The 21,852-nt window shown below is 45.8% G+C and carries 35 protein-coding genes and 1 tRNA gene; 7 read left to right on the top strand and 29 right to left on the bottom strand.

Features of this window, described 5'->3' with window-relative positions; translation table 11 throughout:
* Positions 1-5: 5 nt before the first annotated feature.
* The 7 genes from NP596_RS02645 to NP596_RS02615 all read left to right on the top strand — a co-directional run bounded on the left by NP596_RS02645 (position 6) and on the right by NP596_RS02615 (position 8,351).
* A complete protein-coding gene (locus NP596_RS02645; RefSeq protein WP_256613661.1) occupies positions 6-401 on the top strand; it encodes a thiol-disulfide oxidoreductase DCC family protein in 396 nt (131 codons plus the stop codon).
* Positions 402-514: 113 nt separating this feature from the next.
* The gene (locus NP596_RS02640; protein WP_256613660.1) at positions 515-2,050 is read left to right on the top strand and encodes a phytoene desaturase family protein; all 1,536 of its coding nucleotides are present in this window, start codon (positions 515-517) and stop codon (positions 2,048-2,050) included.
* 1 nt (position 2,051) lies between these two features.
* The gene (locus NP596_RS02635) at positions 2,052-3,644 is read left to right on the top strand and encodes an aldehyde dehydrogenase family protein (RefSeq protein ID WP_256613659.1); all 1,593 of its coding nucleotides are present in this window, start codon (positions 2,052-2,054) and stop codon (positions 3,642-3,644) included.
* The gene (locus tag NP596_RS02630; protein WP_256613658.1) at positions 3,644-5,131 is read left to right on the top strand and encodes a phytoene desaturase family protein; all 1,488 of its coding nucleotides are present in this window, start codon (positions 3,644-3,646) and stop codon (positions 5,129-5,131) included. Before NP596_RS02635 ends, NP596_RS02630 begins: the two co-directional genes overlap by 1 nt.
* Positions 5,132-5,516: 385 nt before the next feature.
* A complete protein-coding gene (locus NP596_RS02625; RefSeq protein ID WP_256613657.1) occupies positions 5,517-6,194 on the top strand; it encodes a hypothetical protein in 678 nt (225 codons plus the stop codon).
* Positions 6,195-6,531: 337 nt separating this feature from the next.
* Positions 6,532-8,064 carry an IS21 family transposase gene (istA, locus tag NP596_RS02620; RefSeq protein WP_256613694.1) on the top strand — a complete coding sequence of 511 codons (1,533 nt, stop codon included), beginning with the start codon at positions 6,532-6,534 and terminating at the stop codon, positions 8,062-8,064.
* The gene (locus NP596_RS02615; RefSeq protein WP_256613656.1) at positions 8,061-8,351 is read left to right on the top strand and encodes a tyrosine-type recombinase/integrase; all 291 of its coding nucleotides are present in this window, start codon (positions 8,061-8,063) and stop codon (positions 8,349-8,351) included. The genes istA and NP596_RS02615 overlap by 4 nt, the downstream gene beginning before the upstream one ends.
* Positions 8,352-8,365: 14 nt before the next feature.
* Here NP596_RS02615 and NP596_RS02610 read toward each other — a convergent pair.
* The 29 genes from NP596_RS02610 to rpsJ all read right to left on the bottom strand — a co-directional run bounded on the left by NP596_RS02610 (position 8,366) and on the right by rpsJ (position 21,833).
* Positions 8,366-8,441, bottom strand: a tRNA-Thr gene (locus NP596_RS02610).
* An 18-nt stretch (positions 8,442-8,459) separates the two neighbouring features.
* Positions 8,460-8,819 (bottom strand): 50S ribosomal protein L17, encoded by a 360-nt coding sequence (gene rplQ, locus NP596_RS02605; RefSeq protein WP_256613655.1) that lies wholly within the window; start codon positions 8,817-8,819, stop codon positions 8,460-8,462.
* Between the two features lie 15 nt (positions 8,820-8,834).
* Positions 8,835-9,842: a DNA-directed RNA polymerase subunit alpha gene (locus tag NP596_RS02600; protein ID WP_256613653.1), complete on the bottom strand. Its 1,008-nt coding sequence runs from the start codon at positions 9,840-9,842 to the stop codon at positions 8,835-8,837.
* Positions 9,843-9,858: 16 nt separating this feature from the next.
* Positions 9,859-10,479 (bottom strand): 30S ribosomal protein S4, encoded by a 621-nt coding sequence (gene rpsD / locus NP596_RS02595; protein ID WP_256613651.1) that lies wholly within the window; start codon positions 10,477-10,479, stop codon positions 9,859-9,861.
* A 17-nt stretch (positions 10,480-10,496) separates the two neighbouring features.
* Complete coding sequence (gene rpsK, locus NP596_RS02590) at positions 10,497-10,883, bottom strand: 30S ribosomal protein S11 (RefSeq protein WP_256603954.1); 387 nt, start codon at positions 10,881-10,883, stop codon at positions 10,497-10,499.
* A 21-nt stretch (positions 10,884-10,904) separates the two neighbouring features.
* Complete coding sequence (gene rpsM / locus NP596_RS02585) at positions 10,905-11,261, bottom strand: 30S ribosomal protein S13 (RefSeq protein ID WP_256613650.1); 357 nt, start codon at positions 11,259-11,261, stop codon at positions 10,905-10,907.
* Positions 11,262-11,330: 69 nt separating this feature from the next.
* Entirely contained in the window at positions 11,331-11,444 is a 114-nt protein-coding gene (gene rpmJ, locus NP596_RS02580) for a 50S ribosomal protein L36 (protein WP_013820367.1), read from the bottom strand.
* A 20-nt stretch (positions 11,445-11,464) separates the two neighbouring features.
* On the bottom strand, positions 11,465-12,790 hold the full coding sequence (secY, locus tag NP596_RS02575; protein ID WP_256613649.1) for a preprotein translocase subunit SecY: 1,326 nt from the start codon (positions 12,788-12,790) through the stop codon (positions 11,465-11,467).
* Positions 12,791-13,225: a 50S ribosomal protein L15 gene (gene rplO / locus NP596_RS02570; RefSeq protein WP_256613648.1), complete on the bottom strand. Its 435-nt coding sequence runs from the start codon at positions 13,223-13,225 to the stop codon at positions 12,791-12,793.
* Complete coding sequence (gene rpmD / locus NP596_RS02565; RefSeq protein WP_013820370.1) at positions 13,225-13,410, bottom strand: 50S ribosomal protein L30; 186 nt, start codon at positions 13,408-13,410, stop codon at positions 13,225-13,227. Before rpmD ends, rplO begins: the two co-directional genes overlap by 1 nt.
* 5 nt (positions 13,411-13,415) lie before the next feature.
* The gene (gene rpsE / locus NP596_RS02560; RefSeq protein WP_256613646.1) at positions 13,416-13,922 is read right to left on the bottom strand and encodes a 30S ribosomal protein S5; all 507 of its coding nucleotides are present in this window, start codon (positions 13,920-13,922) and stop codon (positions 13,416-13,418) included.
* A gap of 10 nt (positions 13,923-13,932) precedes the next feature.
* Positions 13,933-14,286: a 50S ribosomal protein L18 gene (gene rplR / locus NP596_RS02555; protein ID WP_256613644.1), complete on the bottom strand. Its 354-nt coding sequence runs from the start codon at positions 14,284-14,286 to the stop codon at positions 13,933-13,935.
* 8 nt (positions 14,287-14,294) lie between these two features.
* Positions 14,295-14,828, bottom strand: a complete 534-nt coding sequence (gene rplF / locus NP596_RS02550) for a 50S ribosomal protein L6 (RefSeq protein ID WP_256613643.1) — start codon at positions 14,826-14,828, stop codon at positions 14,295-14,297.
* Positions 14,829-14,843: 15 nt separating this feature from the next.
* Entirely contained in the window at positions 14,844-15,239 is a 396-nt protein-coding gene (gene rpsH, locus NP596_RS02545) for a 30S ribosomal protein S8 (RefSeq protein ID WP_256613642.1), read from the bottom strand.
* A 30-nt stretch (positions 15,240-15,269) separates the two neighbouring features.
* Positions 15,270-15,575: a 30S ribosomal protein S14 gene (rpsN, locus tag NP596_RS02540; RefSeq protein WP_256613641.1), complete on the bottom strand. Its 306-nt coding sequence runs from the start codon at positions 15,573-15,575 to the stop codon at positions 15,270-15,272.
* 11 nt (positions 15,576-15,586) lie between these two features.
* Positions 15,587-16,126 (bottom strand): 50S ribosomal protein L5, encoded by a 540-nt coding sequence (gene rplE / locus NP596_RS02535; protein ID WP_256613640.1) that lies wholly within the window; start codon positions 16,124-16,126, stop codon positions 15,587-15,589.
* 12 nt (positions 16,127-16,138) lie between these two features.
* Positions 16,139-16,456, bottom strand: a complete 318-nt coding sequence (gene rplX, locus NP596_RS02530; protein WP_256613639.1) for a 50S ribosomal protein L24 — start codon at positions 16,454-16,456, stop codon at positions 16,139-16,141.
* Positions 16,457-16,471: 15 nt separating this feature from the next.
* Entirely contained in the window at positions 16,472-16,840 is a 369-nt protein-coding gene (gene rplN, locus NP596_RS02525) for a 50S ribosomal protein L14 (protein WP_013820378.1), read from the bottom strand.
* A gap of 28 nt (positions 16,841-16,868) precedes the next feature.
* Complete coding sequence (rpsQ, locus tag NP596_RS02520) at positions 16,869-17,132, bottom strand: 30S ribosomal protein S17 (RefSeq protein ID WP_256613638.1); 264 nt, start codon at positions 17,130-17,132, stop codon at positions 16,869-16,871.
* Between the two features lie 2 nt (positions 17,133-17,134).
* Positions 17,135-17,326, bottom strand: a complete 192-nt coding sequence (rpmC, locus tag NP596_RS02515) for a 50S ribosomal protein L29 (protein ID WP_256613636.1) — start codon at positions 17,324-17,326, stop codon at positions 17,135-17,137.
* A complete protein-coding gene (gene rplP, locus NP596_RS02510; RefSeq protein ID WP_256613635.1) occupies positions 17,326-17,739 on the bottom strand; it encodes a 50S ribosomal protein L16 in 414 nt (137 codons plus the stop codon). Before rplP ends, rpmC begins: the two co-directional genes overlap by 1 nt.
* A gap of 16 nt (positions 17,740-17,755) precedes the next feature.
* The gene (rpsC, locus tag NP596_RS02505) at positions 17,756-18,427 is read right to left on the bottom strand and encodes a 30S ribosomal protein S3 (protein ID WP_256603939.1); all 672 of its coding nucleotides are present in this window, start codon (positions 18,425-18,427) and stop codon (positions 17,756-17,758) included.
* Between the two features lie 12 nt (positions 18,428-18,439).
* Complete coding sequence (rplV, locus tag NP596_RS02500; RefSeq protein ID WP_256613634.1) at positions 18,440-18,772, bottom strand: 50S ribosomal protein L22; 333 nt, start codon at positions 18,770-18,772, stop codon at positions 18,440-18,442.
* A gap of 8 nt (positions 18,773-18,780) precedes the next feature.
* Entirely contained in the window at positions 18,781-19,053 is a 273-nt protein-coding gene (rpsS, locus tag NP596_RS02495; protein ID WP_256613633.1) for a 30S ribosomal protein S19, read from the bottom strand.
* A 12-nt stretch (positions 19,054-19,065) separates the two neighbouring features.
* The gene (gene rplB, locus NP596_RS02490; RefSeq protein ID WP_256613632.1) at positions 19,066-19,893 is read right to left on the bottom strand and encodes a 50S ribosomal protein L2; all 828 of its coding nucleotides are present in this window, start codon (positions 19,891-19,893) and stop codon (positions 19,066-19,068) included.
* 29 nt (positions 19,894-19,922) lie between these two features.
* Positions 19,923-20,216, bottom strand: coding sequence for a 50S ribosomal protein L23 (gene rplW, locus NP596_RS02485; protein WP_256613693.1), 294 nt, complete (start codon positions 20,214-20,216; stop codon positions 19,923-19,925).
* A 2-nt stretch (positions 20,217-20,218) separates the two neighbouring features.
* Positions 20,219-20,839: a 50S ribosomal protein L4 gene (rplD, locus tag NP596_RS02480; RefSeq protein WP_256613631.1), complete on the bottom strand. Its 621-nt coding sequence runs from the start codon at positions 20,837-20,839 to the stop codon at positions 20,219-20,221.
* Positions 20,840-20,842: 3 nt separating this feature from the next.
* The gene (rplC, locus tag NP596_RS02475) at positions 20,843-21,493 is read right to left on the bottom strand and encodes a 50S ribosomal protein L3 (RefSeq protein WP_256613628.1); all 651 of its coding nucleotides are present in this window, start codon (positions 21,491-21,493) and stop codon (positions 20,843-20,845) included.
* 28 nt (positions 21,494-21,521) lie between these two features.
* Positions 21,522-21,833, bottom strand: coding sequence for a 30S ribosomal protein S10 (gene rpsJ, locus NP596_RS02470; RefSeq protein WP_013820389.1), 312 nt, complete (start codon positions 21,831-21,833; stop codon positions 21,522-21,524).
* Positions 21,834-21,852 lie beyond the last annotated feature (19 nt).

Genomic DNA, 21,852 nt, shown 5'->3' with positions numbered 1-21,852 from the left:
CATTCATGTTCAATCAGCCCGAATTTACATTATTTTACGATGGCAAATGTCCCATCTGCCGAAAAGAAGTGGCTTGGCTGCGCTGGAAAAACACCCGGCACAAATTGGAATTTCAGGACATTCATGCTGAAGGCTTCGATGCGGCCGTTTTCGGCAAAACCCTAACTGAATTGATGGCGGAAATTCATGGAATTTATCCCGACGGCCGGCTCATCAAGGGCATGCCTGTATTTCGGGCCTGCTATCGAGCCGTCGGTTTGGGATGGCTACTGGCGCCCACCGGATGGCCGATACTGAGACAATTCTTCGATTGGCTGTACGGCTTATTCGCCCGCCACCGGATTCGTTTAGGCCGTCTGTTTGGCGGCAATCCCTGTAAAACCCAAGTTTGCCAACGTTGAGGCTAAGATATCTCCCCACTTGAACCGGCTTCGATTTTCGGTTTTTTATACATTAACTGTTACATTACACATTTATTTCAACGTTTAGACACGTCAACGGATCGATAACACTCATGCCCCAATCCAAACATATTATTATCGTAGGCGCCGGCCCGGGCGGGCTTTGCGCCGGCATGCTGCTCAGCCAGCGCGGCTTTAAAGTCTCGATATTCGACAAAAACCCGGAAGTCGGCGGCCGCAATCGCGCCATCCGCATGAACGGCTTTACCTTCGATACCGGCCCGACATTTTTGTTGATGAAAGGCGTGCTGGATGAAATGTTTGCCTTATGCGAGCGGCGCAGCGAAGACTATTTGCACTTCATGCCGCTGAACCCCATGTACAAATTGGTGTACGCCGACCGCGAATTGTCGGTATTTTCCGACCGGGAAAACATGCGCGCGGAACTCAATCGTGTGTTTGACGAAGGCGCGGACGGCTACGAGCGCTTTATCGAAAATGAACGTAACCGCTTCAATGCCTTATACCCCTGTATTACCCGGGATTACTCGTCACTGGCGTCGTTTTTGTCGTGGGATTTGATCAAAGCCCTGCCCTGGCTGGCGTTCCCAAAAAGCGTCTTCAATAATCTCGGCCAATACTTCAACCAGGAAAAAATGCGGCTGGCGTTTTGTTTTCAATCCAAATACTTGGGCATGTCGCCCTGGGATTGCCCGGCTTTGTTTACCATGCTGCCTTATCTGGAACATGACTACGGCATTTATCACGTGGCCGGCGGCTTGAACCGCATCGCCCAAGCCATGGCGGCCGTCATCAAGGAAAACGGCGGCGAGATTCACACCGACAGTCCGGTCGAATCCTTGCTGATTGAAAACGGCGCGGCCAAGGGCGTCAAACTGGCCGGCGGCGAGGAAGTACGATGCGACGAAGTCGTCGTTAACGCGGACTTTGCCCACGCCATGACCAAGCTGGTTGCGCCGGGTACTTTGCGTAAATACGGCCATGAGGCCTTGGAAAAACGCGAGTATTCCTGTTCCACCTTCATGCTCTATCTAGGGCTGGATAAACTTTACGACCTGCCGCATCACACCATCGTCTTCGCCAAGGATTACACTACCAACATCCGTAATATCTTCAGCCGTAAAACCCTGACAGACGACTTTTCGTTTTACGTGCAAAATGCCTGCGCCAGCGACCCCGATTTGGCCCCGGTCGGCAAGTCGGCATTGTATGTATTGGTGCCGATGCCGAACAACGACAGCAAGCTGGATTGGCAAGCGCATTGCCGGGAAGTGCGCGAACAAGTGCTGGATACTTTGGGTGCCCGTCTAGGCTTGAATGACATTCGCGCGCATATCGAATGCGAGAAAATCATCACTCCGCAAACCTGGGAAAGCGATGAGCACGTTTACAAGGGCGCCACTTTCAGTCTGTCGCATAAATTCAGCCAGATGCTGTACTGGCGGCCGCATAACCGTTTCGAGGAATTGGACAATTGCTATCTGGTGGGCGGCGGCACCCACCCCGGCAGCGGTTTGCCAACCATTTACGAATCGGCGCGGATTTCTTCGAATTTAATCTCAAAAAAACACCGGGTGCCGTTCAAGGATATCTCGCATAGCAGCTGGCTGAAAAAAGCCAAGGCCTGATATGCATAGTATTCGATCCGTTTCGCCGATCGACGGTGAGCCATTGGGCGAATTTGCCGTCAGTTCCACCGAGTCCATCCGCCGACAAATGCGCGCGGCCCGCGTAGCCGGGGCTAGCTGGGCAAAACTGTCGGTGAAATCCCGAGCCGCCATTCTCGGTAAATTCGTGCCGTTGCTGCTAACCGAGCTGGATTCAATTTGCGATATCATCGTCCGGAGCACCGGCAAGGTTCGTACCGAAGCCTTGCTGGGCGAGCTGTATCCGATTCTGGATTTGCTCAAGTTTTATCAAAAGCACGCCGGCTCTATTTTGCGTCGCCAAGGCGTGATGACGTCGCCGTTTGCCTTCCCCGGCGCCACCGCCGGCATCGAACGGCGGCCCTACGGTGTCGTCGCCATCATTTCGCCGTGGAATTATCCTTTTCAGCTGACCATGGCACCGCTGTTGACCGCGCTATACGCCGGTAATGCAGTAATCTTTAAAACTTCCGAATTAAGCTTGCCGATAGGCCAATTAATTTTCGAGCTTTGCCGGCGGCTGGATTTGCCGGAAAATTTGGTGCAATGTGTCGTGGGCGATGGCGCCGCGGGAACGGAGCTAATCGATGCCGGCCCCGACCTGGTATTTTTCACCGGCGGCCTGACAACCGGCCGTGCAGTGATGCAACGCGCCGCGCAACATCCGATCCCGGTTTTACTGGAATTGGGCGGCAAGGACCCCATGTTGGTATTTGCGGACGCCAACCTGCAACGCGCGGCCGATGCGGCTTTATACGGCGGCTTTTGCAACAGCGGCCAGGCTTGCGTTTCGGTGGAACGCTTGTACGTGCAGCAGAATTGTTTCGACGAGTTCCTGGCGCTACTGCAACAGGGCGTCGCTAAATTGCAGGTCGGTCACGGCGAACACGGCGACCTGGGCGCCATGGTCAGCGACAGGCAATTTGCCATCGTAAAAGCGCATTACGATGACGCTATCGCCCAAGGCGCGCGCGCCTCCGGCCCGCTGGAACGGCAAGGCAACTATGTCAAACCCGTTTTACTGTGGCAGGTTAATCATGGCATGCGCGTCATGCGCGAAGAAACCTTCGGGCCGTTGTTGCCAGTGATGACATTCGAGGACGAAGGTCAGGCCTTACGACTGGCCAACGACAGCGACTTGGGCCTGAACGCCAGCGTTTGGAGCAACGATATTGCCAAGGCCGAGCGCATCGCCAGCCAGTTGCAAGTCGGCAACTGGGTGATTAACGATGTACTGAAAAACATCGGCCACCCCGGCCTGCCCTTCGGCGGCGTGAAAAAAAGCGGTTTCGGCCGTTACCACGGCGCAGAGGGCCTGCGGCAGTTTAGTTATCCGGTGTCCGGCCTCACCAGCCGCAGCCACTTGCCCAAGGAGCCGAACTGGTTTCCGTATTCCGACCAGCGTTATCGGCAATTCAAGGGCTATATCGATTTTGTCTACGGCTCCGGCTCGCTGCTGCAACGCATCAAGCGCAACTGGCCGGCGCTGGAAGCCTTTAAAGAATACTCGGCGTTCGATTTAACCCAACGCTGGCAAAACCTGAAATTACTGTTGTCATGGAAACGGGATTACTGATGAATAAGAATAAAAACGTCGTCGTTATCGGCGCTGGCCTGGGCGGCCTGTCGGCGGCCATTTCGCTGGCCTCCGAAGGTTTTAACGTCGAATTGCTGGAAAAAAACGACAAGGTCGGCGGTAAGCTCAACATCATGACCAAAGACGGCTTTACCTTCGATTTAGGACCATCGATTCTGACCATGCCGCATATCTTCGAAGCGCTGTTCAGCCGCGTCGGCAAAAACATGGCCGATTACGTAGGCATCGAAAAAGTCGAACCGCACTGGCGCAACTTCTTTGAAGACGGCACCACCATCGATTTATGTGAAGACGCGGATAACCAGCGCCGGGAACTGGACAAACTCGGTCCCGACACCTACGCGGAATTCGAACGTTTCATGGCCTATTCCAGAAAGCTCGGCAGCGAAACCGAAGCCGGTTATTTCGCCAAAGGCCTGGATACATTTTGGGAATTGCTGAAATTTTACGGCCCAATACGCAGCCTGAATTTCGATGTATTCCGTAATATGGACCAAGGCGTGCGACGATTTATTTCCAACCCCAAATTGGTCGACATCCTGAATTATTTCATCAAATACGTCGGTTCGTCGCCTTACGATGCGCCGGCCCTGATGAACCTAATGCCTTACATTCAATACGAATACGGCCTGTGGTACGTCAAAGGCGGGATGTACGGCATGGCTCAAGCCATGGAAAAACTGGCCCTGGAGTTGGGCGTTAACATTCGTTTAAATACCGAAGTCACCGAAATACAGACTCAAGATAACCGCGCCACCGGCGTGTTATTGCAAAATGGCGAACGCTTGGCGGCCGACATCGTGGTATCCAACATGGAAGTGATTCCGGCCATGCAAAAGCTGTTAAGCAGTCCGGCCGGCGAACTGAAAAAAATGCAACGTTTCGAGCCCAGCTGTTCGGGACTGGTGCTGCATTTGGGCGTGGATACGATTTATCCGCAACTGGCGCATCACAACTTCTTTTACTCCGATCATCCCCGCGAACATTTCGATGCGGTATTCAAAAGCCACCGCCTGTCCGACGATCCGACCATTTATCTGGTCGCGCCGTGCAAAACCGATCCCAGCCAGGCGCCGGCGGGTTGCGAGATCATCAAAATCCTGCCGCACATACCGCATATCGATCCGGAGAAACCGTTGACCGCCGACGATTATTGGGCCTTGCGCGAGCGGGTGCTGGCCAAACTGGAGCGCATGGGCTTGACGGACTTACGCAAGCATATCGTCACCGAGGAGTACTGGACTCCGCTGGACATTCAGGCCAAGTATTATTCCAACTTGGGCTCGATCTACGGCGTGGTAGCGGACCGCTGGCAAAACCTGGGCTTCAAAGCACCGCAACGCAGCAGCGAATTCCGGAATGTGTATTTTGTTGGCGGCAGCGTGAACCCTGGCGGCGGCATGCCGATGGTGACGCTATCCGGACAATTGGTGAGAGACAAGATTTTGACGGACTTAAAACACTAGTCTTTTGCAACAGGATTTCGCCTTCACCACCTCCTTTAGGCTGTCCGGCATTCCGTTAGTACATTATGATTCCATGCTCCTCTCGCAAAGTAATGTGAAACTTTGCGAAGCTACCTCACAGAATAATTGGCTATCCGCTATTGACAGGAGAGTTTAACTTGCCTGGCTCTACGCTAAAACTTCATAGCGAAAAACACTAACACTTTTTATGCTCTTTTTAATGAATAAATTCTTTTTTAATCTTATCTTAACAACAAAGTCACCATAGTTTGGCCGCATATTAAGATCGCATTAAAGGCCGGTTTTCAGCTGGCAATGCTAGTCATTTACCATATACTCGTAGACGCGGGGGAACTTTTATTTAGATCAAATTAAGGTGGTATTTATGATTAGATTCAAAAACATTGTGGCTTGTGCATTGGTTATGCTGATTGCATATTCGCCACTGAGTCATTCTGCAGTAATGAGCTTACCGGGCATCCCGGAATCCGGCAATCCTAACTTTTATAATGATGCGCAAATAAATTTGTTTGACCTCGGAGGCAATAATTATTTATTTGCCGCAACCAATTCTGGAGCGCCTTTAACTTTTAATCTAGGCTCTACAAGCGTTACATCCAGCGCATCCCATCCAGCCTACTTTGTGTTGACCGCACTATTTTCGGGCGATGGTTCGTACATAGCCAATACAGGAGCTTTATCAATTTCAGGTGAAATACCTTTTCCCTATGCGAATCTCCCAGGAGTATTTATAAGCGGAGATCTATTGACCGCAAAACTAGACAATTTCGCCTTTGATTCCGATACGCTTGGCTTTTCCACCAACCAAATCAGTGGCTTCGGCACTTTATTTGGTAGCGCGGAAAGCGTTTACCTCTCGGCAACCGGCCTTGCCAGCGCACTTGGGTTCGGTAGCGGCGCCTTAATTGCCACAACCTCACCACTTTCCGCCAGCGCCATTACAACAGTGCCTGTACCGGGCGCGGGATGGTTGATTGGCTCAGCTTTTGGGCTATTCACCCTACTGCGTAAAAATCGGCTAACTGCTGAAATCGCTTGTTAACACAAAGGAGTATGAACTAATACTTTTTCGAAGTTACAACGAAAGCTTAGATATTAATATCGACTAGAAAGGGCCGGACACGGCCCTTTTTTTCAACAAATTGCTTATATGCCATTTTCGCGTTGTTCGGTTACGCTGAAGCCTAAGATGTCGAAAATATAGGTGGAAGCAGATTGCACATATTCGTAACATACCCACAGCACATCAAATTTCGGCACTCAACCGTGACTGTTGACGCCGGTTGAAAATGACTATGTAAACCGGTAAATTCCGGATGAAAATTGACCAGGGTTATTAACCTGTCCTGTCCAAAAATTAGACAGGAGCTTAGAAGGTGATGACCGTGATCTTATTTTCAAAAATTCGGCGGATGTATTTCCGCGACAAGTTATCCATCAACGAGATCGCCAGGCGAACCAGCCTGTCTCGCAACACCGTCAAAAGGTGGTTGCGAATGCCCAGCGAGACCAATCCGAAATATAAACGCTGCCCCCAGCCGACCAAGCTATCCTCGTTTGAAGATCAGCTCAAACGCGCGCTGATCGCCGATGGCTATCGTCCCAAACGGGAACGGCGGACAGCCTTGAAGCTGTTGGAAGAGTTGCAGAAAGCCGGCTATGAAGGCGGCTATACGCAACTCACCGATTACATCCGTGCCTGGCGCCAAGAGGCGAGTAGCCATGCCGGCAAACACGCCTTTGTGCCGTTGAAATTCCGTTGGGGCGAAGCCTTTCAATTCGACTGGAGCGAAGAGTCGCTGGTGGTCGGCGGCGTTTATCGACGCTTGTCTGTAGCGCATACCAAGCTGTGTGCCAGCCGAGCGTTTTTGCTGGCCGCCTATCCCAGCCAAAGTCATGAGATGCTGTTCGACGCCCATCGTCGTGCGTTTCAGGCATTCGGTGGTGTGCCGCTGCGCGGGATATACGACAACATGAAGACGGCGGTCGACAAGGTACAGAAAGGCAAGGAACGTATCGTCAACACCCGGTTTGCAGCGATGACGGCGTATTATCTGTTCGATCCGGACTTCTGCAACGTGGCGTCCGGCTGGGAGAAAGGCATCGTCGAAAAAAACGTACAGGACAGCCGACGCCGGCTCTGGCTGGATGCCAGTCAACAATGCTTTGCCAGCTTTGCCGAGCTCAATGATTGGCTGGAAGCCCGTTGCCTAGCACTCTGGCTTGAATTACCCTGGCCTGAAAGGCAAGGCATGACGGTGCAAGAGGCTTTGGAACTGGAGCAATCGGAGTTGATGCCTATGCCCGGCATATTCGACGGTTACATTGAGTTTGTGGCCCGCGTGTCCAGCACCTGCTTGGTGACGGTGAAGCACAACCGTTATTCGGTGCCTTGCCGCTGGGCCAACCGGCGGATCAGCGTGCGCCTGTATCCGGACCGGCTCGACTTGTATGGCGACGATGTCTGGGTTGCCAGCCATGGGCGGCTGTTGGATCGCGATCAGGTTAGCTATGACTGGCAACACTATCTGCCGTTATTGGCGCGCAAACCCGGCGCGCTACGCAATGGTGCCCCCTTTACTGAAATGCCGAGCGCGCTGCTGTCTATGAAACGCGCGTTAAACAAACAGACCGGTGGTGATCTAGCGATGGCCGACCTGTTGGCCTGCGTGCCCCGGCAAGGCCTGGACGCGGTGCTGACAGCGGTGCTGACAGCGGTGGAGTCTTTGCTGGCAGCCGGGGTGGTCAGCATCGAGCAGGTCAAACATCTCGTGTCTACGCTTGCCGGTGGCAGTCAACCGCCTGTCGAACCACAGACGGTTATCACGCCTGACGCCTTACAGATCAAGAATGCGCCCATAGCCGACTACCTCTCATCATCCGTTTCCTTTACACTTATTCACAGCCGGTGACCCGCCCCCCCTGGTCAAATTTCAACCGGTACGGCTGGTCAATTTTCGCCCGGCACCAACAGCATACCTGGGCCAGTTGGTATGTGCAAGCAGGTATATCGTTGCATGTGTTGCAAGAGTTGGGTGGTTGGGAGTCGGTCGAGATGGTGCGCCGTTATGCTCATTTATCCAGTGAGCATTTAGCGGGGTATGTTGATCGCTTGTCGGCGCTTCGGGCCGTTGGGGAAGAATCTGACAGCTACGATTTAGCTACGGGCACAAAAAAGGGTTTAGTCATTTCTGACTAAACCCTTGATTTATATGGAGCTGGTGATGGGACTCGAACCCGCGACCGGCTGATTACAAATCAGCTGCTCTACCAACTGAGCTACACCAGCATTTTCTTAACTTCTTAATTAAGCCCTGTCAACTAATTCTACATAGGCCATCGGAGCATCATCACCTGATCTAAAGCCGCATTTGATGATTCTTAAATAACCACCGGGCCTTTCTTTATATCTAGGACCAAGATCATTAAAAAGCTTAGTAACTGCTTCTCTGTCTCGCAGCTTTGAAAATGCATGACGTCTTTTAGCAACCGAATCCTCTTTGGATAAGGTAATTAAAGGTTCGGCCAGCATACGTAATTCTTTTGCTTTTGGCAATGTGGTTTTAATCAGCTCATGCTTAAACAATGAGCAAGCCATATTGCTAAATAACGCATTTCTGTGGCTGCTATTTTTATTTAATTGTCTACCGGATTTACGATGTCTCATGTTTATTTGCCTATTTTATATACCGATTTGGGATTGATCTACCAGATTTTCTGGCGGCCAATTTTCAAGCCTCATACCCAAAGATAAGCCTTTTATGGCAAGTATATCTTTTATTTCAGTAAGAGATTTTTTCCCTAAATTAGGGGTTCTTAATAATTCCACTTCGGTCCGCTGAATCAAATCACCAATATAGAAAATATTCTCCGCTTTAAGGCAATTAGCTGAGCGCACTGTTAGCTCAAGATCATCAACAGGCCTTAATAAGATAGGGTCGAAAGCCTCTTCCTCGACAACACTTTCCTCAGGCATTTGCTCTTTGACTTTTTCAAAATCCACAAATACCGACAATTGATCATGCAGAATTGAAGCAGCTAACTTAATAACGGCTTCTGGATCTACAGTCCCATTTGTTTCAAGCTCTATAACAAGCTTATCGAGATTGGTTCTCTGTTCGACACGAGTAGTTTCAACGTGATATGCAACTTTAACGATGGGACTAAAAGCCGCATCCACCATTAAAACACCTACAGGCGTGTCATCCATCTGTTCTTTCCGAACAGCAGCAGGTATATACCCACGTCCACGTTCTATTTTAATCTTTATATCAAGTTGTTTATCTTGCGTAAGATTTGCTATTACAAGATCCGGATTAATAATTTCAACGCTACTTGTAGTTTCTATATCTGCAGCGGTGACACTACCTATTCCGGATTTAGACAAAGTTAAAGTAACTTCATCTTTACCGTGCAAAATAACAGCAAGCTTTTTTAGATTCAATAGGATGTCGATTACATCTTCTTGAACACCTTCAATTGTCGTGTACTCATGCAGCACACCTGCTATCGAAACTTCCGTAACAGCGCAACCTGGTATTGAGGACAGCATAACTCTACGTAGAGCGTTGCCCAATGAATGACCATAACCACGCTCAAGGGGCTCGATAACAATTCTTGAATGGTTTGCTGAATGGCTAACTACTTCAACTAATTTTGGCTTTAACAAACCCGCAATAGAACTCTGCATACCTTAATCCAGCTAATTACTTAGAATAGAGCTCAACAACCAACTGCTCATTAATCTCAGAGCCCAAATCAACACGATCCGGTAGAGATTTGAAAGTACCACTCATCTCTTTTGAGTTAACCTCAACCCACTGAGGAAAGCCGTATTGTTCCGCAACAATCAGTGCTTCCTTAATGCGCTGCTGACTCTTTGCCTTCTGCCGAAGGCTAATTTTATCGCCAGCCACAACTTGGTAAGAAGGAATATTAATCAATTGGTCATTAACGATGATCGCTTTATGGGAAACCAATTGTCGAGCTTCAGCCCTAGTCGACGCGAATCCCATTCTATAAACAACGTTATCTAAACGGGATTCGAGCAAATCCAACAGATTTTGGCCTGTCGCACCTTTTTGGAGATCAGCAGCCTTATAGTAATTTCTAAACTGTTTTTCCAACACGCCATAAATTCGACGTAATCTTTGTTTTGCCCGTAACTGTAATGCGTAGTCAGAATTTCGAGTGCGTTTTGCGCCATGCTGACCTGGACGCTGATCTAACTTACACTTGTTTTCTAGCGACTTTCCTCTGCTTTTTAGGAATAAGTCTGTTCCTTCCCTACGACTTAATTTGCAGACGGGTCCAAGATATCTTGCCATTTTTTACTCCAAAACCTTTATACGCGACGCTTTTTAGGCGGACGACAACCATTATGTGGAATTGGCGTTACATCCACAATATTAGAAATTTTAAAACCCATACTATTCAACGAGCGAACAGCCGACTCTCTTCCAGGCCCAGGCCCCTTGATCATTACATCGAGATTTTTCATGCCATATTCTTGAGCGACCAATCCCGCCTTCTCAGCCGCAACCTGCGCGGCAAAAGGAGTGCTTTTTCTCGACCCTCTGAAGCCTGATCCTCCTGAAGTAGCCCAAGAAAGAGCATTTCCCTTTCTATCAGTGATTGTCACTATAGTATTATTAAAAGATGCATGGACATGAGCGATGCCATCGGCCACTTCTTTTTTAATGCGTTTTTTAACACGGTTTTGGGTTGCCATTAACTTGCCTTTTTAGAAACTTTATTTTGTAACTGGTTTTCTAGGGCCTTTACGGGTCCTTGCATTTGTTCTAGTGCGCTGCCCCCTCAATGGAAGCCCTCTTCTATGTCTAATACCTCGATAGCACCCCAAATCCATTAACCGTTTGATGTTCATTGAAACTTCGCGTCGCAAATCACCTTCTACTGTCATTGCGGAGATAACCTTACGGATATTTTCCACTTGTTCTTCGGTTAATTCTTTGATTTTTACGGTAGTTTGTATGCCAACCTTAGCGCAGATAAGCCGTGCCGTCTGCCTTCCAATTCCGTATATAGCAGTCAATGCAATTTCTGCGTGCTTATGATCAGCTACGTTAATACCGGCTATACGAGCCATCCAGATACTCCTAAAGTTTGATTCTTAAGTTAATCGAGAATTATAACATCATTCTTTTTAAAAACAAAATTAACCTTGCCGTTGTTTGTGTCGACCATCTTTACAGATAACCCGAACCACACCACTTCTTTTAATAATCTTGCAGTTTTTACAAATTGGTTTAATTGATGCACGTACTTTCACGGCAAACTCCTTAATATTAATTAATTTCTTTTAAGATTTGCTTTTTTCATTAAACTTTCATATTGCTGCGACATCAAATGAGTTTGCATTTGAGATATGAAATCCATCACAACCACAACAATAATCAGCAGCGAAGTACCACCAAATGAAAAAGGAACATTCCAGTATACGATCAAAAACTCTGGTAGCAAGCAAATCAAAGTAATGTAGATAGCACCGACAAGAGTTAGACGCGTCATTACCTTATCAATATAAGCTGTAGTCTGGATACCAGGTCTAATTCCGGGCAAATAGGCACCCGATTTTTTTAAATTTTCCGCCGTCTCTTTCGAATTAAAAACTAAAGCAGTATAAAAGAAACAGAAAAAAATGATTGCGAGCGCGTAAAACATCACATATACAGGCTGACCGGGCGACAAAACCGTCGAAATGTCTTGTAACCACGAAAACCCATCGATATTTCCAAACCATCCGGCTATTGTAGCCGGAAATAAAATTATACTTGACGCGAAAATAGGTGGAATCACCCCGGCCATATTAAGCTTTAGCGGCAGAAAAGACGTTTGCCCTGCATACACTTTATTACCTTGCTGGCGCTTAGGATAATTGATTGTAATTCTACGTTGAGCCCGCTCTACAAAGACAACGATACCAGTCACGAATATAGAGATTGCAAACAGTAATATTATGAATGCACTATTCATCTCACCAGTTCTTGCCAATTCTAGAGTTCCACCAATGGCGGACGGCAACCCCGAAACGATCCCAGCAAAAATGATTAATGAAATACCGTTACCAATCCCTCTTTCGGTCACCTGCTCGCCAAGCCACATCAAAAAAATAGTGCCAGTGACCAATGTAAGTGTCGTGACGATTATAAAAGCCAATCCAGGATTAATTACTACAGACATCCCGCCTGCAGTTTGATTTTGTAACGCAATCGATATACCGATGGATTGAAACATAGCCAAAACAACAGTCGCATACCGTGTAAATTGGGTTATTTTTCTACGCCCCGATTCACCTTCTTTTTTCATTTGCTCCATTGCAGGCACAACGATTGTCATGAGCTGCATAATAATTGAAGCAGAAATGTAGGGCATAATACCGAGAGCAAAGATACTAAGCCTCATCAAGGCACCACCAGAAAACATATTAAACATGTCTAAAATGGAGCCCGATTGTTGTGCAAACATTGCAGCCAAAGCATTAGGATCAATACCTGGTACGGGTATGTGTGCGCCGACTCTGTATACTACAAATGCCCCCAGTACAAATAATAGCCTTGACTTCAACTCTCCAAACTGGAATTTTCCAGCTGAAACATCATACCCTTTTGTGCTCACTTATGCCTCGACTTTGCCGCCGGCAGCCTGAATAACCTCAAGCGCGCCCGCAGTAACAGATATACCTTTCAATGACACGGCTTTAGATATAGAGCCTGAATTTATCAACTTCACTTTCTTTGAAAAAACCGGCACTATATTATTATCAATCAATACTTGCAAATCGATAACGCTGGCATCCAAACTTTCCAACTCATGCAATCTAATTTCTGCAGTAAACTTCTTTAACCTTGAGGTAAAACCGACTTTCGGCAGCCTTCTTTGCAAAGGCATTTGCCCCCCTTCAAAGCCAACTTTGTGGAATCCTCCGCTACGAGCTTTCTGGCCTTTATGACCTCTCCCACAGGTTTTACCGTCAGTTGAACCAATACCCCGCCCAACTCTTTTTGCTTTTTTTCTTGCACCATAGGATGCTTGAATAGTATTAAGGTACATCAAATTTCCTCGACTTTTAGCATGTATGCAATTTTATTGATCATTCCGCGGTTTTCGGGAGTATCGATAACCTCAACAGTTTGTCGAATTTTATGCAGACCCAAACCTTTTAAACATTGCTGATGACTTTTTAAACGACCATTTTTACTTTTTGTCATCATTACACTTAATTTTTTGGCTACCATGAAAATTATCCTGTAATTTGTTCGACACTCAAACCGCGCTTAGCGGCGATTTGTTTAGCGTCATGCATTGAAGTTAATCCGTTGATAGTCGCTCTAACAACGTTAATTGGATTGCTGGTACCTATACATTTTGCCAAAACATTATGAACACCAACAACTTCAAATACGGCCCTCATGGCACCGCCAGCGATGATGCCGGTACCTTCCGAAGCAGGCTGCATATAAACTTTAGCAGCACCAGTATTAGACATAATGGAATATTGCAGAGTACCTTCCTTCAATGCCACTTTCCGCATATTTTTTCTGGCTTGCTCAAGTGACTTTTGAATTGCCACCGGTACTTCTCGAGCCTTGGATACCCCATAGCCGACCCTTCCTTCACCGTCGCCAACAACGGTAAGAGCCGCAAAGCCAAACACTCGACCGCCTTTAACTACTTTTGCTACACGTCTAACGGATACAAGCTTCTCTTGCAAACCGTCTGTACTACCTTGAGCTGGTGCTGTTGCCATTCTAATTCCCCTAAAACTTCAATCCAGCTTCACGTGCAGCATCAGCCAATGCTTTTACGCGACCGTGATATTTAAAACCTGAGCGATCAAATGCTACGTGCGTAACACCAGCCGCAATTGCTTTTTCGGCAATTTGTTTTCCAACTTCAACCGCAGCATTTACATTGCTCGTATTTTTAACCGTACCTTTAATGCCAACTTGAACGGTTGATGCGGCGGCGAGGGTAGATTTACCATCTACGCTCAAAACCTGAGCATAAATATGCTGAGAAGTTCTATGAATTGTTAAGCGATTAACTTCTTGCTTTTTAATTTTGCAACGTAATTTTAACGCTCTTTTCAATCTAGCGGACTTTTTATCCATCTGTTTACCTATTTTTTCTTGGCTTCTTTGCGAGCAACATATTCATCAGCAATTCGAACACCTTTGCCCTTATATGGTTCTGGCGGGCGAAACGATCTAATTTCAGATGCCACCTGTCCGACTTTTTGCTTATCGCTTCCTTTAACAAGAAGTTCGGTCTGAGAAGGCAGCTCGACAGTTACACCTTCAGGTACTGTATATTCGACAGGATTGGAATAGCCAAGCGATAAAGTTAACAAGTCGCCTTTAACCTGAGCTCTATAACCAACACCCACCAAAAGCATCCTTTTCACAAAACCCTCGGATACACCTTTAACCATATTGTTAATCGATGCTCGCGCAGTACCAGCAAATGCTTTTGCATTTTTTGCACTGTCATCCCAGACAATTTTGATTTCGCCTTGGCCTATATCCAGTGTTACAGCCTCATGAAGACCAAAAGTTAATTCACCTAATTTGCCTTTAACCACCATCAAATTTCCGTCTACTTTTACATGAACGTCTGACGGAACCGTAATAGGAGCATTCGCTACTCTTGACATACTATCTCCTAAACCTTAGCAAACTGTGCAAATCACTTCGCCGCCATGCCCAATAGCACGCGCGGCACGATCTGTCATGACACCATTAGAGGTAGAAACTATTGCAATCCCTAAACCACCCAATACCTTTGGCAATTCGTCTTTCGATTTATAGATACGCAAACCCGGACGACTTACTCGTTTCACACTTTCGATAACAGGAACGCCATTAAAATATTTTAATTCAACCGTCATTTCCATGTGATTACCACTTTGCTCGGCAATATAATCAGTTATATAGCCTTCATCTTTCAATACCTTCGCAATTGCGAGCTTTAGCTTAGAGGAAGGCATTTTTACACTTTTTTTACCCGCAGATTGGCCATTTCTAATTCTGGTCAACATATCTGCAATTGGATCTGTCATACTCATTAATATTCTCCAAAAACGTAAGGAACAGAATTACCAACTGGCCTTGGTCACACCAGGAACATCACCACGCATAGTGGCTTCCCTCAGTTTATTACGGCTTAGACCGAATTTTCTGTAATACCCATGCGGACGACCCGTTAGATTACAGCGATTACGTAATCTAGACTTGCTTGAGTCTCTTGGCAATTTTTGTAATTGGAGTTGAGCATTTTCCTTTTCTTCAAAAGAAGTATTAGGCGATCTAACAATTTCTTTTAAAGCAGTACGTTTTTCTTGGTATTTTTTAATTAAAACAGCACGTTTAACTTCGCGCGCAATCATTGATTTTTTTGCCATTTCAGCTGCCCTTAGTTTTTGAATGGAAAATTAAAATGCTTCAACAACGCCAAACCTTCTTCGTCAGATTTTGCCGTTGTAGTGATGCAAATATCCATACCACGTAGAGCGTCTATTTTGTCATAGTCTATCTCTGGAAAAATTATTTGTTCTTTTATTCCCAAAGAATAGTTTCCACGACCATCAAAACTTTTAGAACTCATGCCGCGAAAATCTCGAATGCGCGGAATCGCGATAGTAATTAATCTATCGAAAAACTCATACATTTTAGCACCGCGTAATGTGACTTTACAGCCGATAGGCATATCATCGCGAATTTTAAAACCCGCTATTGATTTTCTTGCTAACGTAATAACTGCTTTCTGTCCGGCAATTTTTTCCATATCCGCGACAGCAGATTGGAGAATTTTCTTATCCGCAATTGCCTCTCCTACGCCCATATTTAACGTAATTTTGGTAAGTTTAGGCACTTGCATGATTGATTTATATCCAAACTGTTCCTGCATGGCACGAACAATTTCACTTTTATATTTTGATTCTAGTCTAGCCATAGCTCAATTACCTTATAGACCAACAACATCATTAGTTGATTTAAAAAATCTGACTTTTTTTCCGTCTTCCAGAATTCTAAACCCTACGCGATCTGCTTTTTTGGTCTTAGGATTGAATAAAGCCACGTTAGAAATATCGACAGGCATATTTTTTTCAACGATGCCACCAGAAACCCCTAAGTTAGGATTCCCTTTCTGATGCTTTTTGACTGTATTGATACCTTCTACCAACACTTTTCTATCGTCCAAAATTTTAATAATCTTCCCTAACTTGCCTTTGTCTTTCCCTACAATAACGATTACTTCATCGCCTTGTTTAATTTTCTGCATTTTGATACCCAATAATTAAAGTACTTCCGGAGCCAGTGAGATAATTTTCATAAACTTATCTCCTCTTAGTTCCCTTGTTACTGGTCCAAATATACGGGTACCAATAGGTTGAAGCTGGTTATTTAAAATTACAGCGGCATTACCATCGAAACGAATAACAGAACCATCCGCCCTGCGCACACCTTTGCGGGTTCTTACTACCAGCGCGTTATACACATCGCCTTTTTTAACCCTAGTACGCGGCATTGCGTCCTTTACGCTGACTTTAATTATATCGCCTATACCAGCGTAGCGTCTGTGCGAGCCACCTAATACTTTGATACACATGACCTTTTTTGCACCGCTATTATCGGCGACGTCAAGGCTAGTTTGCATCTGAATCATTTTAAATTCCCAACTAAATTCGAATTAATTACCTGTTAGAAGCTTCAAGCACTTCTACTAATTTAAATGTTTTGTTCTTAGATAAAGGCCGACACGAAGTAATTGAAACAATATCACCTTCATTGCATTGATTATTCTCATCGTGCACTAAAAACTTGGTCGAGCGTTTTACATATTTACCGTAAACGGGATGCTTAACCAATCGCTCGACCAGCACAGAAACCGTCTTATCCATTTTATTGCTAACAACACGTCCAGTAACCGTGCGGATTTTTTCTGCTTTCTCATTCATACTTAGACTCTCGCCATTTCGCTTAAAACAGTATTGATACGTGCTATATCGCGTCTTACCTGCTTTACTTGGCTTGACTTGACCTGCTGCCCGGCACCCTTTTGCATACGCAAATTAAATTGCTCACGAGCCAGCTCCAAAAGATTGGCCATTAACTCATCTTTTGATTTATTTCTTAATTCTGTCGCTTTCATTACATTATTGTCCGTGCAGAAAATGTTGTCTTAACCGGAAGCTTCGCCGCAGCCAAATCAAATGCCTCGCGCGCAAGTTCTTCAGAAACGCCTTCTATTTCGAACAACATTGTTCCTGGTTTAATTTGAGCAACCCAGTATTCTACACTACCTTTACCCTTACCCATACGAACTTCTAACGGTTTTTTGGTAATTGGTTTGTCCGGGAAAATCCGAATCCAAATTTTGCCACCCCGTTTTACGTGACGACTGATTGCCCTACGAGCCGCCTCAATTTGACGGGCGGTCATTCTACCACGACTGATGGACTTTAATCCATACTCGCCAAAGCTAACGGACGATCCTCTAAGGGCTGTACCGTTATTTCTGCCAGTATGCTGTTTACGAAATTTTGTTCTTTTTGGCTGAAGCATTGTTCTATTCCTTCAACTATTTTTTAGAATCAGAGTTTAATGAAGCCGCGTGCGCATCCATATCGAACACTTCGCCTTTAAATATCCACACCTTGATGCCAATAATACCGTATGTTGTTTTGGCTTCAGCAGTGCCGTAATCGATATCCGCGCGCAAGGTATGCAGAGGCACTCGACCCTCCCTATACCATTCAGTACGCGCAATTTCGGCACCGTTCAAACGACCGGCCACTGTAATCTTAATGCCTTCCGCACCGAGACGCATGGTATTGGTCACAGCTCTTTTCATCGCTCTACGGTACATAATCCGCTTCTCCAGTTGCTGAGCTATACTTTCAGCAACCAAATAAGCATCTAATTCCGGCTTTCTGATTTCTTCAACATTTAATTGAACCGGTACGCCCATCATAGCGGAAATATCCTGCCTTAAGACATCAATATCCTCGCCTTTTTTACCGATAACGATACCCGGCCGCGCAGTATGCACTGTTATATTGGCGTTATTAGCAGGGCGATTGATTTGCACTCTACTGACAGAAGCGTGTGCAAGTTTTTTCTTAATGTATTCGCGAACCTTCAGATCTTGTAACAGAAGAACTGGGTAATTCTGGCTATTTGCATACCATCTGGAAGTCCAATCTTTAACAATCCCCAGACGTATGCCGGTGGGATGAACCTTTTGACCCATTTTCTACCTCTATTAGCTTTCTGCTACTTTAATTGTTATGTGACAAGTTCTCTTCAGTATGTGATTCGCCCTTCCCTTAGCTCTAGCGCTAATCCTTTTCATGGTTCGACCTTCATTCACATATACTGTTGATACTCTTAACTCATCAACGTCCGCACTTTCGTTGTGCTCTGCGTTTGCGATAGCAGATTCAAGAATTTTCTTGATAATTGCCGCAGCTTTCTTTGAACTAAAATTCAAAAGATTAAGCGCTTTTTCAACTGGCAATCCACGTATTTGATCACCCACCAATCTGGCTTTTTGCGCCGATAGTGGAGCATTACTCAATTTAGCTGAAACTTCCACACCAACTCCTATCTCGATTTTTTATCAATAATATGGCCTTTATAAGTTCTTGTAGGCGAAAACTCGCCTAACTTATGACCGACCATGTTTTCCGAAATCAAAACAGGGATGTGCTGTTTGCCATTGTGCACAGCTATGGTCAGACCCAACATATCCGGGCTAATCATGGATCTTCTTGACCAAGTTTTAATCGGTTTCCGGTTATTTGTTCTCACTGCTTCCTCAACTTTTTTCAGCAAGTGATGATCAATAAATGGACCTTTTTTAATTGAACGCGGCACGAGTTATACCTCTTATTTTTGCTTACGGCGTCTAACAATCATATTGTCAGTACGTTTATTTTTGCGTGTTTTGTAACCTTTAGTAGGCGTACCCCAAGGAGAAACAGGGTGTCTACCACCCGATGTTCTACCTTCACCACCACCATGCGGGTGATCGACAGGGTTCATTGCCACGCCTCGCACGGTTGGGCGAACACCTCTCCATCTCTTTGCACCAGCTTTACCCAGCGACACCAGATTGTGCTCGGAATTTGACACTTCGCCAACCACACCTTTGCAATCGGACGGCACTTTACGCATCTCGCCTGAACGCAAGCGGATCGTCACATACGAACCATCTTTAGCCACTAGTTGCACCGATGTGCCTGCACTTCTAGCGATTTGGGCGCCTTTACCAGGCTTCAATTCGACACAGTGGATAGTGGTACCCAGCGGCATATTCCGTAGCGGCATGCAATTACCGGGTTTAACCGGCGCGGTTTCGGCACTCAGAATTTCTTGACCTAGTTCAATCCCTTTGGGTGCAATAATATATCTGCGTTCCCCGTCTCTGAACAAAACCAAAGCTATGTTGGCTGTTCTGTTAGGATCGTACTCGATTCTTTCTACAACTGCCGGTATTTCAGTTTTATTGCGTTTAAAGTCAATAATGCGGTAGAACTGTTTATGTCCACCACCAACGTGCCGGGTTGTAATCCGACCTGTATTGTTACGACCACCAGATTTGCTTTTTTTGTCTAGTAGTTGCGCAAATGGCTTACCCTTATGCAAATCATTATTTTGTACACGCACTACAAACCGAGAACCCGGAGATGTCGGTTTAGATTTTAGAATAGCCATGCTTTTCTACCGCTCCTATTGATCTTTTATTAAGCTGTTGCTAATTCAATATTGTGTCCAGATTGCAATTTGACATATGCCTTTTTCCAATCCGATCTTTTACCCAATGTACGTCCAAAGCGTTTAATTTTACCTTTTACATTTAAAACACGAACCGACTCGACCTTTACTTCGAACATCATCTCTACAGCGTTTTTAATTTGTAATTTGGTGGCATTTTTCGCAACTTTAAACACAAATTGATTGCCTTTATCAGCAACGATAGCGCTTTTTTCCGACACGATCGGTGCAGAAATGATGCTGGCTAACTTAATTTGTTGAATACTCATGCTAAACGCTCCTCAATCTGCTTCAGTGCAGCAGTTGTTGCAATTACTTTATCCGCCGATACCAAAGAGACCGGATCCACGCTAGTAGGCGTAACAACAGCAATGTAAGGTAGATTTCTGGCCGCCAAAATTAAATTTTCGTTCAATTCATCGGCGACTACTAAAATTCGTTTTGCATCAATGTCTTTAATTTTTGCAAGAAATTCTTTCGTTTTTGGCGATGAAGGCATAATGTCATCACAGACAGCAATTCTGTCTTGTCTCAGCAGTTCCGAGAAAATAGATCGAATGCCGGCCTTATACATTTTTTTATTCAACTTTTGATCAAAAGATCTAGGTTGAGCAGCAAAATTCACACCACCTGTACGCCAAATTGGACTGCGCGTCGTACCGGCACGCGCCCGACCAGTTCCTTTTTGTCTAAAAGGCTTCGCACCACCACCACTTACCGCAGAGCGATTTTTTTGCGCTTTGGTTCCTGCTCTCGCCGCCGCCATGTATTTGACAACTAACTGGTGAACTAGGGTTTCATTAAAATCTTGGCCAAAAACCAACTCGGATACATCCAATGCTTGCGATGTACCTTGATTACTGATTGCAGGTATTTGCAGACTCATCACTTAACCCTTATTTAACATTTTTACTGCAGGCGTAATAACAACATCGCCACCTTTAGCACCAGGAACAGCGCCCTTTACCAAGATCAAACTTCTTTCGGTATCGACCGCATGTATTGTCAAATTTTGCACGGTTGTTTTAACCGCTCCCATTTGACCGCACATTTTCTTACCTTTAAAAACTCGACCCGGTGTTTGGTTCATACCGTTAGAACCTGGAACCCTATGCGATCTCGAGTTACCATGCGTGGCATCCTGTGTTCTGAAGTTATGCCTTTTCACTGTACCGGCGAAACCTTTACCAATACTGGTGCCGGAAACATCTATGGTTTGACCAGCTTCAAAGACGCTCACAGTCAATTCTGAACCGGCAGATAACTCAACGCCTTCATCGTCTTTTAATCTGAATTCCCACAAGCCACGACCCGCCGTTACATTTGCTGCCGCATAATGACCAGCCATAGCTTTATTAACTTTCGAAGACTTAACATCGCCCGCTGCTATTTGAACCGCGCGATAGCCATCGTTTTCAACACTTTTCACTTGAATCACACGGTTCGATTCGACGTGCAAAACAGTTACGGGTACTGAAGTACCGTCTTCACAAAAAATTCGGGTCATACCACATTTACGACCAACAAGACCTATTGACATCTGCCAATTCCTCTAAATATTTCTAGCTTTATTTAAGCTTAATTTGAACATCAACCCCAGCTGCAAGATCTAATTTCATCAATGCATCCACGGTTTTATCGGTTGGCTCGACGATGTCGAGCAGCCGCTTGTAAGTTCTCAACTCATACTGATCACGCGCATCTTTATTTACGTGCGGGGATATCAGTATGGTGAAGCGTTCTTTTCTTGTTGGCAACGGAATCGGGCCTTTAACTTGGGCACCAGTTCTTTTCGCTGTTTCAACAATTTCACCCGCCGATTGATCAATCAATTTATGATCGAATGCTTTCAATTGGATACGGATAGTTTGATTAGCCATTTTTTATTACTCAATGATT

It is taken from the genome of Methylomonas rivi, from assembly GCF_024505165.1.
Lineage (GTDB): Bacteria > Pseudomonadota > Gammaproteobacteria > Methylococcales > Methylomonadaceae > Methylomonas > Methylomonas rivi.
The sequence above is the reverse complement of the archived record's forward strand: the minus strand, read 5'-3'. Positions and strand labels throughout refer to the sequence as shown.